This is a genomic window from Paraburkholderia phytofirmans OLGA172, from assembly GCF_001634365.1.
Lineage (GTDB): Bacteria > Pseudomonadota > Gammaproteobacteria > Burkholderiales > Burkholderiaceae > Paraburkholderia.
The window spans coordinates 3,029,220-3,044,936 of record NZ_CP014579.1 but is presented as its reverse complement, the minus strand read 5'-3'; the positions used below and the strand labels follow the sequence as shown (position 1 = coordinate 3,044,936).

Genomic DNA, 15,717 nt, shown 5'->3' with positions numbered 1-15,717 from the left:
CGGGCAGTCAAGTGCGTTCGAGCGTGGCTGAAACAATGGCGGCGCATCCTGGATGCGGTATGTGCTGTTCCTGTCCGGAAATATGAAAAAAATAAAGGCCTGCGAGAATATGAGAATCAAAAGCAAATGGGGAAGGGGTATTCACGAAGGAAAAGTCGTTTCCGTTGTGGACGGTAAGAGGATTTTCATCCATCTGCACTCTGCGATCGAGACGCACGCTTTGGGCAAAATAGCAGCCAGTCAAAGGCAAAGGCAAAGGGTGCTTACCGTCGCGATCGACAATGTGCAAAAAATAGCAGATCACATGAGTGAGCCATTTATCCACGCGAAACAGGACGACGTTGTAGTTCTGCTTTATGCCAGCGACGAAACCCGTGTAGCGGCCCTCGGTGTGCTCGGTCTGTGCGACGCATAAGCCTATCTCCTCGCAATTGACTTCGATCGTTCGTTTCGTTCGGTCTCGCTGCAGCACCGTGCATGTGAAGGGCGGCAATGGATCTCAACCCGTATGCCCCGGATGCGATCGTCTGCGATGGCAGCGCCGCTGCACGTGCGGCCGGCCGAACGCTCGCGCGCCAGGCCGAGCGGCTTCCTGCTTTTGTCCAAGCAGCAACTGATCGATTCCGTTACATGGGCGAGGCGTCGGCATGATCCGGCGACTCGCCTCTTGTCGCAGCCGGGTCCTGCGCCTAATGTTTAGAAGCAGGCACCGGACAAGGGAAGAGATCGTATGCGCTGCGCAAACTGCGGAATCGAGAATCCCGCTGGGGCTAGTTTCTGTGAAGCATGCGGCGCCATGCTGGCGCGCACATGTTCGCGCTGCGGACACGAGGCGGGGCCTTCCGCCAAATTCTGCAGCGAGTGCGGCGCGCAGCTGACCGATGGGCCCGCAGCGCCGTCCGTGCAGCCCCGGTCTGTTTCAGAGCCGTCCCCGGCGCCCATCCATTACACGCCACACCACCTTGCCGAGCGCATCCGCGCCGAACAGGCGGCCATGGAAGCCCGTGGCGAGATCGCGGGCGAGCGCAAGACCGTCACGGCGCTGTTTGCCGACATGGCGGGGTCCACGGCGCTGGTTCACGACCTGGACCCGGAAGAGGCCCAGCGCCTGATCGAGCCCATCGTCGCGTTGATGATGGAAGCGGTCCACTACTACGAGGGCTATGTCGCCAAATCGCTTGGCGACGGCATCCTGGCGCTATTCGGCGCGCCCATCGCCCATGAAGACCACCCGCAGCGTGCGCTATATGCTGCGCTGCGGATGCAGCTTGCGATGCGCCGGCACGGGGACAGGATTCGTCTGGAAAAAGGCATCCCGCTACAAATTCGCGTCGGCATCCACACCGGCGAGGTCGTCGTGCGTTCGATCCGCACGGATGACCTGCATACCGATTACGACCCGGTCGGACACACGATCCACATTGCGTCCCGGATGGAAGGGATCGCCGTCCCCTCGTCGATTCTGGTGAGCGAGTCCACGCACAAACTCGCCGCAGGCTATTTTGAATTCAAGGCGCTGGGGGCCACGCAGGTCAAAGGGGTCCCCGAGCCGCTCGTCGTGTATGAGGTATTGGGTCCCGGCGCGTTGCGCACGCGCCTGCAACTGTCGGCACATCGCGGCCTTGCCAGGTTCGTGGGCCGTCAGACCGAACTGGACCATTTGCATGCGGCGCTGGAGCAGGTCAATGAGGGGCGCGGACAGGTCGTCGCGGTGGCCGGCGAGGCAGGGGTCGGGAAGTCGCGGCTGTTCCATGAGTTCAAGGAGCGCTCCCGGGGCAGCTGTGCGTTGCTGGAGACATTTTCGGTTTCGCACGGCAAGGCCTTCGCCTATTTGCCGCTCATCGAGCTATTGAAGAACTATTTCCAGATCACCGCTCAGGACGACGAGCGGCAGTGTCGGGAAAAGGTCATGGGCAAGGCGCTGACCCTCGAGCGAAGCTTCGAGGATCTGGTGCCCTACCTGCTCTTTCTGCTTGGCATCGGCGAGCGCGGATCGGCGCTCGCCGAAATGGATCCGCAGATCCGGCGTGATCGGACCATTGACGCGATCATCCAGATTCTGACGCGGGAGAGCCGCGACCAGCCGATCGAGTTGTTGTTCGAGGATCTGCAATGGCTGGACCGCGAGACTGAAGCATTCCTCTTGAGCCTCATCGGCCGCGTGGCGGATTCACGAATCCTGCTCCTTGTGAACTACCGGCCAGAGTATCAGCCGGTCTGGGAACGCGCGGGCCATTGCAGCCAGTTGCGACTCGAACCGCTGGGTCCGGCGGAAGCCCAGGGATTGCTCTCGGCGCTGCTTGGAGATGACCCCACCCTCGTGCCGCTCAAACAGCTCATCCTGGAGAAGACGGAGGGCAACCCTTTCTTCATGGAGGAAGTGGTACAGACGCTGGTCGAAGAGAAATCACTGCTCGGCGAACCCGGCCGTTTCCGGATCGAGCGTACCCCGGCTGCGCTGCATATTCCGACCACCGTGCAAGGTGTGCTCGCCGCACGTATCGACCGGCTCCCCGTCGCGGAGAAGGACTTGCTGCAGGCACTTGCCGTCATCGGCAAGGAGTTTTCGTTCAGTCTGATCCAGCGTATCTGCGAAGGACCGGGCGCTCCCACCGATGACGCATTGCGGAATCTGCTGGCCAGGCTGGAGGCCGCGGAATTCATTTACGAGCGTCCTGCGTTTCCGGAGGTCGAGTATTCGTTCAAGCACGGGCTGACCCAGGAAGTCGCCGGCCGCTCGCTGCTGACGGAGCGCCGTAGCGCCTTGCATGAGCGTGCGGCGCAGGCCATCGAGGCGCTGTTCCCCACTCGTATCGCGGATTACTGGAGCGAATTGGCGCATCACTACCGGCTGAGCGGCAATGTCGCGAAGGCCGTGGAATACCTGCACCGCACCGGGCAACAGGCGCTCCAGCATTCCGCCCATCTGGACGCGATGCGTCATCTCGGCGCGGCACTGGAATTGCTCGAGCAGATGCCTGACACGCCCGAACGCGCTCAGCAGGAACTGACGCTGCTGCTCTCGCTGGGGCCCGCCTTGGCGACCGTCCGCGGCTATGGCGCGCCGGAGGTCGTGGCAGCGTATACGCGCGCGCTGGCGTTGTGCGAACGGATTGGCGAGACATCGAAGATCTTCCCGGTGCAACTGGGACTGAGGACGTATTACCAGCTGCGCGCGGAGTACCGCACCGCGCGCGAGCTGGGCGAACGGCTGCTGCGCATGGCACGGCAGGTCGGGAAGCCGGCCTTGCTTGTGGAGGCGCATCTTGCGCTCTCGGCGAGCCTGTTCTCCGCGGGCGATCTCGAAGCTTGCCGTGTCCACCAGGAACAAGCGCTGGTTTTTTATCTCCAGGAAATGCGCGAGGAACCGGTCTACAGCCACGTGATCGATCCGGGCGTGCGCGCCCTGAGCTTCCTCGCCTGGACCTTGTGGCATCAGGGATACCCCGATCAATCGAGTAAGCGGAACCGGGAAGGGCTTGCACTGGCCCGGAAATATACCGGCGGCTCAAGCCTCGCGCTGACGTTGGCCTATACGGCGCAACTACATCAGCTTCGGCGCGATGCGACGCTGACCCGCAAGTACGCGGAGGCCGTCATCTCGCTCGCGGCCGAGCAGGGGATGCCGTTCTGGCTCGCGTGGGGAACGATTCTGCGCGGCTGGGTGCTGAACCAGCAGGGCAGCATCCAGGAGGGGATTGCGCAAATACGCGAGGGCTTGGCCGGCTACCGCGCGACCGGGGCCGAAATGGGGTACTCGTACTTTTTGGTGCTGCTGGCCGACAGCTACCGGCAAGCGGGAGAGACCGACGCGGGCCTGGGCGCGATCGACGAGGCGATGGCCATGGAGAGTCGCTCAGGCGAGCACTGCTACGAGGCGGAGTTACATCGGATCAAGGGGCATCTGCTGCTCGGCGCGTCGAGCGATCGCATCGGCGATGCCGCCCGTGCGGAACAAGCCGAGGCCTGCTTTCATCAGGCGATCGCAGTGGCCCGCGGTCAGGGCGCCAGGTCGTTTGAATTGCGGGCTGTATCGAGCCTCGCCCGTCTGTGGCAATGCCAGGGCAAAACGGCCAACGCACGGCAGGCGTTGTCCGAGGTGTACGGCAGCCTGGCAGAAGGCTTCGACACAGCCGACATGCGAGAGGCGAAGGCGTTGCTCGATGCGTTGGCATCGCGCGAGGCGTGACCGAGGAGACGGGAAATGACGACGAAGAATACAAGACTACGCGGCGATGACGAGCACAAACCGGTCGCGCTGGCTTTGCAGGGGGGCGGGATGCACGGTGCGTTCACGTGGGGCGTGCTCGACCGCTTGCTCGAGGACGGCAGGCTGGCGATTGAAGGGGTGAGTGCGACCAGCGCCGGCTCGATGAATGCCGCGGTGCTCGCATACGGGCTGCTGAAAGGGGGCGAGGACGGCGCACGGCAGGCGCTGCACGACTTCTGGCATGCCGTGGCGCAATCCGCCGAGCGTTACAACCCGTTGCGCTGGGTGCCATGGCTGAAAGGGACGCACAGCTTCGGGTTCGATCATTCGCCGTTATATGCGTTCGCCGACATGGCGCTGCGCATCTTCTCGCCCTACCAGTTCAATCCGAACAATCTGAATCCGCTGCGCGAGGTGCTCGACAGTCAGGTCGACTTCACCGCGTTGCGAAAACAATGTCCCATCCATCTGTATCTGTGTGCGACTAACGTCGAGACGGGGAAAATACGCCTCTTCACGGGCGAGGACATCTGCGCGGATGCTGTGCTTGCGTCTGCGTGCGTGCCGACGCTGTTCCAGGCGATCACCATCGATGGCGAACACTACTGGGACGGCGGGTACATGGGAAACCCGGCCATCTACCCGTTGATTTACCACTGCAAGACGCGCGACGTCGTGATCGTCCACATCAACCCGCTGGTTCGCCGGGGCGTGCCGGTTATGGCTGCGGACATCCTTAACCGCGTCAGCGAAATCAGCTTCAACTCGTCGCTGATGCGTGAGATGCGCGCGATCGCCTTCGTCACCGATCTGATCCAGCAAGGCAAAGTCGATCGCGACGAGATGAAGGAAATGCTGATCCATTCCATTCGATCCGACGAGGCGATGTGCGCGCTCAGCGTGTCCAGCAAGTACAACGCGGATTGGGATTTCCTTTGCGGACTGCGCGATAACGGGCGGCGCGAGGCCGATGCCTGGCTCATGCATCACTACCAGAACATCGGGCAACGTTCGAGTATCGACATTCGCGAGGAGTTTCTTTGAGCATCGCGCCTGGATTGGCGCAAAGCAACGACGTCATGATGGATACGGCGCCGAACGGTCACACATCCGTGCAGGGTGGAAAGGGGCGGGGATGAGCCAGACGCAAGCGCGCTTCATCGCATTGTGGTCACGCAGCGGCGGCTTGCGCGCCGAGGCCGCCTATGCCGACCTGGCGCGGCTTTATGCCGAACCGGCGCGTCATTACCACACGCTGCGCCATATCCGCCGCTGCATGCACTATCTCGACCAGGCGCGTAGCGCGATTCCTCATGCCGATGCCGTGGAACTTGCACTGTGGTGCCACGACGTGGTCTACGTTCCCGGCGCGCGGGACAATGAGCAACGCAGCGCGGACTGGTTCCGGCAATGGGCAGATGACCGTATCGCTGCGGGCGAGCGCATCTGCGAAATGATCCTGGCGACCCGGCATACGCGTGTGCCGGCTGGATTGGACGATCGCTTCGCCTGCGATATCGATCTTGCGGTGCTGGGTGGTCGACGGGACCGTTTTCGCGAGGACGGGATGCGCCTGCGGGCGGAACGTCCCGACCTTGACGACCGCGCCTACGACATGCGCGAACGGACGTTTCTGGGCAACCTGCTGGCACGTCCGCGCATCTATCACACCGATTTTTTTCATACCCGCTGCGAAACGCGCGCGCGGGGCAATCTGACGTGGCGGCTCGGCCTGCCGGTGCCGCAATGACCATGAGAGAGCGGACGCTCCTCACAAACCGTCCTGGTCGAGGTGGTCGAGGTGGTCGTGCGCTCGGGAGGCAACGAACGTCGTTTGTCGGCAAGCGGTCAGGATATCTACGCAATCAGCGCCCATGGTGGTTGAAGCGGCCATACGTGTCGTCAGTGGGCAGGTCCACGGGGCGGGTGTCTTCAGCGCCGGCGAGGCCTTCGGCGCACGTGATTTCCTGGAGTCGCTCTGTCCGGAACGTCTAGCATTGGAGATGCCGTGAATCACTGCACCTTCGCGTCAACAGTCCCCGCAGCCGCGTTCCCCGTCTGCGCAGGCGCTGTTTGCTGCCTCTCCGGATGCCGCGGATCATGCAGCGCGTCCGCCGACCAGCCACCGCCCAGATCGCCGAATAGCGACGCCGCGTCCAGCAGGCGCGTCTCCTGAACATTCAGCGCGGTCTGCTGAGTGCTCAACTGTGTGGCCTGCGCGGTGGCCACCGTCGTGTAGTCCACCGTACCGGCTTGATACTCGTTGAAAGCGATCTCGGCGCCACGGGTTGCGTCTCGCACGGCCGTGTCCAGGACGACCGATTGCTCGGCCAGGATTCGCAACCCGCTCAAGTCGTCTTCAACGTTCTGGAACGCTGCCAGCACCGTGCCCCGGTAGTTGGCGACGGCCGCGTCGTAGGCGGCTTTCGCCGCGTCGACGTCGGCGCTGCGCAAGCCGCCGTCGAAAAGCGTTTCGGTGGCGCTGCCGCCCAGCGACCAGACGTAGTTGGCCACGTTCAGCAAACCGGACAACGGCGACTGCGTGAAGCCGGCCAGCCCGGAGAGGGAAACCGCCGGGTAATAAGCCGACACCGCCACGCCGATCGCCGCGTTTTGCGCAGCCATTTTGCGTTCTGCGGCGGCGATGTCGGGCCGGCGTTCGAGCAGCGTCGATGGCACGCCGACGGGCACGCTCGGCAGCGTCGGCATCGCGGTGCTGTGCGTAATCGACAGCTCTTCCGGATTCTTGCCCACCAACACGGCGATCGCGTGCGCGTCGTGAGCGCGCGCCACGCCGAGCGCGATCAGATTGGACTGCGCCGTCTCGAGCTGGGTGCGGGCAGTGATCACGTCGGACGGCGGGATGGTGCCCGCCTGATCCTGGTCGGACACGACGTCCAGATAGTGCTGGTAGGCCACGACCGTCCTTTGCAGGAGGTCGATATTGGCGTCGCTGGTGCGCAGTTCGATGATCGCCGTGGCCAGCGCCACCTGCTCGGAGAGCGTTGCATTGGCGAGCGTCGCTTCGCTCGATTGCGCCGTCGCGGCGTTTTCTTCGATCGTGCGCCGCACCAGGCCCCACAGGTCAGGCGCCCAGCTGATGTCGCCTTCCAGCGAGCCCGAGTTGACCACTCTGGCCGCATTGCCGCTCGCGGCACGCGCCCTGGTGGCCGAACCGGTTGCGCCGATGGTCGGAAACAGGCTGGCATGCGCCGCCCGCACTTCCGCGAGCGCTTCCTGATAGTTTGCGTAGCTCGCGCGCACGGTCTGGTTCGACACCGACACCAGCGGTTCGAGCTGGTCGATCAGCGGATCGTTGAATGCCGTCCACCAGTCGCCTTTCGGTTTCTCCGCCGCGGGCTCGGCTTGCGTCCAGCCCGGCAACTCCGAGTAGGTGGCAGGCACGTTGACTTGCGGCCGGTGGTAGTTCGGGCCGACCGTGCAGCCGCTAGCCAGCAGGGCTAGCGTCGCGACGACCAGCTGTCGAAGCGGGCCAGGGCGGCCAGGGCGGCCAACGCGGTTAAGTGGGCCACTGAGCGGGCCTCTGAGTGGGCCACTGAGCGGGCCACTGAGTGGGCCACTAAGCGGGCCGCCAGGTGGCTCACTTAGCGTCCCAAAGCGGTTACGGGAAATCTTCATCGTCATGCCCTCGTATCCGGTTGTCCGGGTCGCTGCGCGTCGCGATTCCATGGCAGGTTTGCAGACCATCTAACCAGCTTGAAACGCAAGCGGTCGAGGTAGAGGTAGATCACCGGCGTTGTGTACAAGGTAAAGACCTGACTCAGGATCAGGCCGCCCATCACCGTGATACCGAGCGGTTGGCGCAGCGACGCGCCCTGGCCAATGCCGATGGCCAGCGGCACCGCGCCGAGCACGGCGGCGAATGTGGTCATCATGATCGGCCGCAGACGGACCACGGCGGCCGAGTGAATCGCATCCTTCGCCGGCATGCCTTCGCTGCGCTGCAAGTGGATCGCGACGTCGACCATCATGATGCCGTTCTTCTTGACGATACCGATCAGCAGGATGATGCCGATCAACGCGATCACCGAGAACGGTGTGCCGAAAATCAGCAATGCCAGCGTCGCACCGATGCCCGCGGACGGCAGCGTCGACAGGATGGTCAGCGGGTGGATCGAGCTTTCGTACAACACGCCGAGCACGATATACACCACGCCGAGCGCCGCCAGGATCAGCAGCGGCACCGTACCCATGGACTGCGAGTAGGCCGCCGCGGCGCCGGCAAACGATCCGTGGATGCTGGCGGGCATGCCGATCTCGCGGATCGTGTTGTTGATCGCCACGCCCACCTTGCTCAACGAACCGCCCGCTGGCAGGTTGAACGAAATCGTCGCGGCCACGAGGCCGCTCTGGTGGTTCACCTGCGTTGACGTATGGCTGTTCGAGAACGAAGCCAGCGCCGCCAGCGGCACCATGGTTTCCGCCGACGTGCTGTCCGCACTGCCGGTCGAACTGCCGCCCTTGCTATTGGCAATGCTGTTGGTGGTCGCGTTGGCTTGGGCGTTCGAGTTGAGTGCGTTCGTGGTCGCACTTGCTTCGGTCGCCACGGTCACGCCCGACACCGTGGCACCCGGCATCTGCGTGGCCGCCGTGCCGGTAGCGTTGCCCGACGCCCTGCTCAGGTAAATCTGTTTGAGCGTTAGCGGGTATTGCCAATAATCCGGCGCCACCTCCATCACCACGAAATACTGATTGAGCGGGTTGTAGATGGTCGACACCGTGCGTTGGCCGAACGCGTCATACAGCACGTTGTCGACCTGGTTCGGCGCAAAGCCGTAGCGCGCCGCCGTCGAGCGATTGATGGTGACGTAGGTCTGGAGACCGTTTTGCTGCAAGTCCGAGTTCACGTCGAGCAACTGCGCGTGCTCCTTGCCGAGCGCGGCGACGAGTAGCGGTGTCCACTTGAACAGCGCGGCGGAATCGTCGCTGGTGAGCGTGTACTGATACTCGGCAGCGGATTGCCGTCCGCCGATTCGCAGATCCTGCTGTGCCTGGATAAAGAGCCGGGCGCCCGAGACCGCATTGAGCTTGGGCCGCAGGCGGTTCACGACGTCGGTGGCCGTGGCGTGGCGTTGCGCCAGCGGCTTGAGTTCGATAAACACGTTGGCGGTATTGAGCGCGCGGCCGCCCGTAAAGCCCGCTACCGAGGCCACTGCCGGATCCTTCTGCACGATCTCCTGCAATTGCGTGAGCTTCTTTTGCATCGCCGGAAAGGAGATGCTCTGGTCGGCGATGATCTGTCCAATCAGAATGCCCGTGTCCTGCTCGGGAAAGAAGGTGGCCGGCACCAGCTTGAACAGGAACACGTTGCCCACCAGCAGACCAATCAACAGCAGGATGACCAGTAGCGCGTGGTCCAGTACAGCCGTAAGCGAGTGCGCGTAGGCATTCTTGAAGCGATCGAACTGCTTTTCGACCCACATCGCCCATCGCGCTTTCGAATGCCCTGCGTTGTCGCGGCTCAGCACGTAGGCGCACATGGCCGGCGTGACTGTCAGCGAAATCACCAGCGAGATCAGGATGGCGATGGACAGCGTGACCGCGAACTCATGGAACAGCAGGCCGACCACACCCGGCATCAGCATGATCGGGAGAAACACCGCGATCAGCGACAGGCTCATCGAGATCACTGTGAACCCCACCTCGCCGCTGCCTTTCAAGGCGGCCTCTTTCGGACTGAGCCCCAACTCCATATGACGCACGATGTTTTCCAGCACCACCACCGCGTCGTCGACCACGAAGCCGGTACCGATGGTGAGCGCCATCAGCGAAAGGTTGTCGATGCTGTAGCCGAGCAGGTACATCGGCCCGAAGGTGCCCACGATCGAGAGCGGCAGCGCGACGGCCGGCACCAGCGTGGCGCGCGGCGACTGCAGGAAAATGAACACGACGCCCACCACCAGCAGCACGGCGATGAACAGCGTGCGCTCGGTGTCGCCCACCGACGCTCTGACCGACTCCGAGCGGTCGATCGCGATGCCCACATGCACGCTGCTCGGCAGTGTCGCCTCGATTGACGGCAGGACCTGGCGGATCTGCGCGACGGTGCTCACGATATTGCTGCCGGGCATCGGATACACGATAACTAGGATGGCGGACTTGCCGTTGAAGAGGCCGGCATTGCGGATGTTTTCGTTCGAATCCTTGACCTCGGCCACGTCGCGCAACTGGACCGGCGCGCCGTTGCGGTAGGCGACCACCAGGTCGCGATACGGCGCGGCATGCGTGATCTGGTCGTTGGACGTGACCACGTAGCGCTGGTCGCCCTCGTCGAGATGGCCCTTCGCGCTGTCGGCGTTGGCGGCGCTGATCGCCGCGCGCACGTCTTCCAGACCGATGCCGTAGCTGTTCAGCTTACCCGGCTGCAATTCCACACGTACCGAAGGCAATGCGCCGCCGCCAAGCGTGATCTGGCCCACCCCCTGGACTTGCGAGAGTTGCTGCTGGATCACCGAGTCCGCGGAGTCGTAGAGCTGTGCCTTGGTGAGCGTGTCCGACGTCAGCGAGAGCACCATGATCGGCGCATCCGCCGGGTTGTACTGGCGATAGCTCGGGTTGCTGCGCAGCGTGGTCGGCAAGTCGGCTCGCGCTGCCTGGATGGCTGCTTCGACGTCGCGCGCGGCGCCGTTGATGTCGCGCTTCAGGCCGAACTCGACCACGATCACTGACGAGCCGACGGAGCTGATCGAAGTCAGTTCTTCAACGTCGGCAATGGTGGCGAGCCGCCGCTCGAGCGGCTCGGCCACCGTGGTCCCCATGATGTCCGGGCTCGCGCCGGCCATGTTCGCCTGCACCACGATGACCGGAAAGGCGATGTTCGGCAACGGCGCAACCGGCAGCCGGAAGTAGGCGAGCGCCCCGGAGATCAGGATCGCGACGGCCAGAAGCGTGGTCGCGACAGGCCGCCGGATGAATAGCGCCGAGATGTTCACGGCGTTTCCTCCGCACCGCCAGGAGGCGAACTCTCCGGTTTATTGCGGTTGCGCCAGCGTCTCGTACGCTCGGCCATTCTGTCGAAGAACAGATAGATCACGGGCGTGGTGAAGAGCGTCAGCACCTGGCTCAGCGTCAGACCGCCGATGATCGCGAGACCCAGCGGCCGGCGCAATTCCGAACCCGTGCCGCTGCCGAGCAGCATCGGCAGCGCGCCGAGCATGGCGGCGAGGGTGGTCATCAGGATCGGGCGGAAACGCAAGAGCGACGCTTCGAAGATCGCCTCGCGCGGCGGCTTGCCGTGATTGCGCTCGGCGTCCAGCGCGAAGTCCACCATCATGATGGCGTTCTTCTTGACGATACCGATGAGCAGCACGATACCGATAATGCCGATCACATCCAGGTCGCTGCCGGCGATCATCAGCGCGAGCAGCGCACCGATACCCGCCGAGGGCAGGGTGGAGAGAATCGTTACCGGGTGGATGAAACTCTCATAGAGCACGCCGAGCACGATATACACCGCCACCAGCGCCGCGATCAGCAGATAGACTTCGCTCGACAGCGAATCTTCGAATGCCTGGGCCGCGCCCTGCAGCGACGAGGTGATCGACGGCGGCAGATTCACCGACTGTTCGGCCTGATGGATGGCTTTGACCGCCGTGCTCAGCGACGCATCCTTCGCGAGATTGAACGAGATGGTGACCGATGGGAACTGCGCGAGATGGCTGATCACGAGCGGCGACTTCGTGATCTGGATCTTCGCGATGCCCGATAGCGGCACCTGGCCCGTGCTGCTGGTCTGACTCGGCAGATACAGATTGCCGATCGACTGCACATTCGGCAACGCTTCCGGTTTGGCGACGAGAATCACGCGGTACTGGTTCGACTGCTCGAAGATGGTCGAGACAATGCGCTGGCCGAGCGCGTCGTACAGCGCGTTGTCGATCGTCGCGGGCGTAATGCCGAAGCGCGCCGCCAGTTGCCGGTTAACCTCGACGTTCACGCTGAGGCCGTCGGTATTCATGTCGCTTTGCACGTCGGCAAGCGACGGAATCTGCTTCAGCTTCGCTACCAGTTCCGGCACGTACTTCTGGAACGCCTGCTGGCTCGGTCCGCGCAGCACGAAGCTGTACTGATTCGGCGAGACTGTCGTGTCGAGCGTCAGATCCTGCTCGGGCTGCATATAGAGCCTGACGCCCGGCACATTGGCGACTTCCTGTTGCAGACGCCGGGCAACCTCTTGCGCCGTGTCGGAACGCTTGTCGCGGTCGCGAAGATTGATCAGGAAGCGGCCATTGTTCAGCGTCGAGTTCGTGCCGTCGATACCCACGTAGGAGGTCAGCGAGGTGACATCGGGGTCTTTCAGGATCGCATCGGCGAGCGCGCCCTGGCGATTCACCATCGCGGCGTACGACACCGAGTTGTCGGCTACGCTAATCCCCTCGATCACGCCGACGTCCTGCACCGGAAAGAGGCCCTTCGGAATCACCACGTACAGGATGCCGGTCAGCACGACCGTGCCGACGGCCACCACGAGCGTCAGCACCTGGTGATCCAGCACCCAGCGCAGGCCGCGCTCATAGGCGGCGAGCGTTTTGTCGAACAGGCCCTCGCTGATCCGCTCGAAGCGACTCGGATGACGGTCGGCCTGCGCGCGCAACATGCGCGCACAGAGCATCGGCACCACGGTCAGCGACACGATTGCGGAGATCACGATGGTGACGGCAAGCGTCACCGCGAATTCGCTGAACAGACGGCCGATCACGCCGCCCATGAAGAGCAGCGGAATCAGCACGGCAATCAGCGAGATGGTCAGCGACAGAATCGTGAAGCCGATCTGGCCCGCGCCTTCCAGCGCGGCTTCGAGCGGTGTTTTGCCTTCCTCCAGATAGCGCACGATGTTCTCGATCATCACGATCGAGTCGTCGACCACGAAGCCGGTGGCGATGATGAGCGCCATCAGCGAGAGGTTGTCGATCGAGTAGTTCAACTGGTACATCACAGCCAGGGTGCCGATCAGCGACACCGGCACCGAGATGCTCGGAATGAGCGTGGCGGGTACGTTGCGCAGGAATACGAAGATCACTGCGACCACCAGCACGATGGCGAGAATCAGTTCGAACGCCGCGTCTGAGACCGACGAGCGGATCACGCCCGTGGTGTCCGACACCACCGTCACTTTCATGCCGGCCGGCAGCGTGGATTCGAGCTGCGGCAGTTGCTTCATGATCTGGTTGACGGTCGCGATCACGTTCGCGCCCGGTTGCCGCTGCACGTTGAGCACGATGGCCGGTGAGCCGTTGTACCAGGCGCCGCGCTCGACGTCCTGAGCAGCCTGACTGACCCGCGCGACGTCGCGCATGAACACCGGGGCGCCGTTCTGGTAGGCGATCACCGTGTCCAGATAGTCCTTCGGATCGGTGATCTGATCGTTGCCGTTGATCGTGTAATCGAGGTCTGGGCCGTCGAAATTGCCCTTCGGCTGACTGACGTTGACATAGCTGAGCAGCGTGCGCAGATCGTCGATGTTCAGGCCGTAGGCGGCCAGCTTGTGCGGGTCCGCTTCGACGCGAATGGCCGGCACATTGCCGCCGCTCGTCGTGACCACGCCCACGCCCGACACTTCGGAAATCTTGGTGCCGAGGCGGTTGTTGGCGATGTCCTCAAGCTGGGTCAGCGACATCGATTTCGACGTGACCGCGAGCGTCAGGATCGGCTGGTCGGCCGGATTGACCTTTGCATACGTCGGCGGCGCCGGCAGGCCGGACGGCAGGTAGCTGTTGGAGGCGTTGATGGCCTGCTGGACGTTCTGCTCGGCGATGTCGAGGTTCAGCGACAGATCGAACTGCAGCGTGATGACCGACGCGCCGTCCGAGCTATACGACGTCATCTGTTGCAAGCCGGGGATCTCGCCCAACTGCACTTCGAGCGGCGCCGTGACCGTGGTGGCCATCACGTCCGGGCTCGCGCCCGGATAGAACGTCTGCACCTGGATGGTCGGATAGTCGACGCTGGGCAGCGATGAAACCGGCAGCACGCGCATGGCGACGAGGCCAATCAGCACGAGGGCGATCATCAGCAGCACCGTGGCTACTGGTCGAAGAATAAACAGACGGGAAATATTCATCGGCGCGTGAGCCTGCTACGACGAAGCAGCATTGGCCGGCGCCGCCGCGGACGCTGCAGCGGGTTTGGAGGCGGCAGGCTCCACGGCGGCGCCGCTGGCCGCCGGATTGGCCGCTGCGGGCTTCGGCCTGGCCGCCTCGATTTTGGCGCCGTCGTTCAGGCGGTCTGTGCCATCCGTGACCACCTGGTTGCCTTGGGAGAGGCCGGACAGGATGACCGTGTTCTTGCCGTCGCTCGGGCCGAGCTTGACCTTGTGCACGGAGACCGTATTGTCCGCGTTGACCAGATAGACGAAGTCGCCCGGCGCGCCGGTTTGCACGGCGGGGGTTGGCACCAGCACGGCATTCTGCAGCGTGTCGACCAGCAACTTGACGTTGACGAACTCGTTGGGGAACAGCGCTTCGTCCTCGTTGGCGAATGTGGCGCGTAAGGTGACGGTGCCGGTCGCCGTGGCCATCTGGTTGCTGACGGCGTAAAGCGTTCCTGTGGCAACCTCGCGCGCGTTGTCGCTGGTATACGCGGTGACCGGCAAGGTCGCGCCGCCATTCAGGCGCTGCACGATGGAGGCCAGCGCGTCCTGCGGCACCGTGAACTGCACGGTGGTCGGCTTGATGGTGGTGATGACGACGATCCCCGTCGACGATGAGGCCGTCACGTAGTTGCCCGGGTCGACCAGGCGCAGGCCGACTTTGCCGGAGACCGGCGCGGTGATGCGGCAATAGGTCAGGTCGAGGTCGAACTGGGCGATGTTGGCGAGATCGGACTGGACCGCCGCCTCGTCTTGCTGCACGAGGAATTGCTGATCCGCGAAGGTCTGCTGGGCGATCGACTTGCGCTCGTTCAACTGCGTGTAGCGGGCAAGATCGGCACGTGCCTGGGCAAGCGACGCCCGGTCTTTGGCGAGCGTCGCCTGAGCCTGTTGCTTGCTGATCTGATACTGGCGCGGATCGATTTGGGCGAGGAACTGGCCTTTCTGTACTTCCTCGCCTTCGTGATAGCCGACGGCCGTGAGGTAGCCGCTTAGCTGCGGCAGCACGGTCACGGTGGCGGTCGGCGTGACCGTGCCGAGTTCGCTCAACGTCACTGGCATCGAACCGAGCGTGACGCGCGCCACGGTGACGACGATGGGTGCGGCCTCGCGTGTGGGTTTCTTCTGGGTCAACAGGTGGACAACGACAAGCGCGATCAGCGCCAGCACGATAACTGCAAACAGAATGAGCCCGCGTCGGGAGCGCTTGGGTTGCCTGGACACGGCGTCGCTCATAGGTTTCTCCGAAAACAGATACTGCCGTTGATGATCGGACGGGGCGTCGCCGGCTGCCGCGAGGGCCCCGCTGACAGACCGTGCGTTGCTCATACTCGCCTTGGTGGAAGCCGGTGGTCAACGAGCGGGGCGAGGCATGGCATCAATGTACCCGGGGCGCGCA

The 15,717-nt window shown here is 63.5% G+C and carries 9 protein-coding genes; 4 read left to right on the top strand and 5 right to left on the bottom strand.

The window, feature by feature from the left end:
* Nucleotides 1-7 precede the first annotated feature (7 nt).
* A complete protein-coding gene (locus tag AYM40_RS40965; protein WP_148662380.1) occupies nt 8-493 on the bottom strand; it encodes a hypothetical protein in 486 nt (161 codons plus the stop codon).
* On the opposite strand from AYM40_RS40965, the gene AYM40_RS41645 reads away from it, so the two are divergent.
* The 4 genes from AYM40_RS41645 to AYM40_RS33505 all read left to right on the top strand — a co-directional run bounded on the left by AYM40_RS41645 (nt 493) and on the right by AYM40_RS33505 (nt 5,960).
* The gene (locus AYM40_RS41645; protein WP_158515375.1) at nt 493-651 is read left to right on the top strand and encodes a hypothetical protein; all 159 of its coding nucleotides are present in this window, start codon (nt 493-495) and stop codon (nt 649-651) included. The genes AYM40_RS40965 and AYM40_RS41645 overlap by 1 nt on opposite strands.
* Before the next feature lie 79 nt (nt 652-730).
* Entirely contained in the window at nt 731-4,189 is a 3,459-nt protein-coding gene (locus tag AYM40_RS33515) for an adenylate/guanylate cyclase domain-containing protein (protein WP_063500238.1), read from the top strand.
* A gap of 15 nt (nt 4,190-4,204) precedes the next feature.
* Nucleotides 4,205-5,254 carry a patatin-like phospholipase family protein gene (locus AYM40_RS33510; RefSeq protein ID WP_063500237.1) on the top strand — a complete coding sequence of 350 codons (1,050 nt, stop codon included), beginning with the start codon at nt 4,205-4,207 and terminating at the stop codon, nt 5,252-5,254.
* 91 nt (nt 5,255-5,345) lie between these two features.
* Complete coding sequence (locus AYM40_RS33505; protein WP_063500236.1) at nt 5,346-5,960, top strand: hypothetical protein; 615 nt, start codon at nt 5,346-5,348, stop codon at nt 5,958-5,960.
* A gap of 263 nt (nt 5,961-6,223) precedes the next feature.
* Here the strand turns inward: AYM40_RS33505 and AYM40_RS33500 are convergent, their stop codons facing one another.
* The 4 genes from AYM40_RS33500 to AYM40_RS33485 are packed head-to-tail and all read right to left on the bottom strand — an operon-like array spanning nt 6,224 to nt 15,554.
* Nucleotides 6,224-7,849: an efflux transporter outer membrane subunit gene (locus AYM40_RS33500; RefSeq protein WP_082855449.1), complete on the bottom strand. Its 1,626-nt coding sequence runs from the start codon at nt 7,847-7,849 to the stop codon at nt 6,224-6,226.
* Nucleotides 7,850-7,851: 2 nt separating this feature from the next.
* On the bottom strand, nt 7,852-11,163 hold the full coding sequence (locus AYM40_RS33495; protein WP_063500235.1) for an efflux RND transporter permease subunit: 3,312 nt from the start codon (nt 11,161-11,163) through the stop codon (nt 7,852-7,854).
* Complete coding sequence (locus AYM40_RS33490) at nt 11,160-14,291, bottom strand: efflux RND transporter permease subunit (protein ID WP_063500234.1); 3,132 nt, start codon at nt 14,289-14,291, stop codon at nt 11,160-11,162. Before AYM40_RS33490 ends, AYM40_RS33495 begins: the two co-directional genes overlap by 4 nt.
* A gap of 15 nt (nt 14,292-14,306) precedes the next feature.
* Complete coding sequence (locus AYM40_RS33485; RefSeq protein WP_063500879.1) at nt 14,307-15,554, bottom strand: efflux RND transporter periplasmic adaptor subunit; 1,248 nt, start codon at nt 15,552-15,554, stop codon at nt 14,307-14,309.
* Between the last annotated feature and the right edge of the window lie 163 nt (nt 15,555-15,717).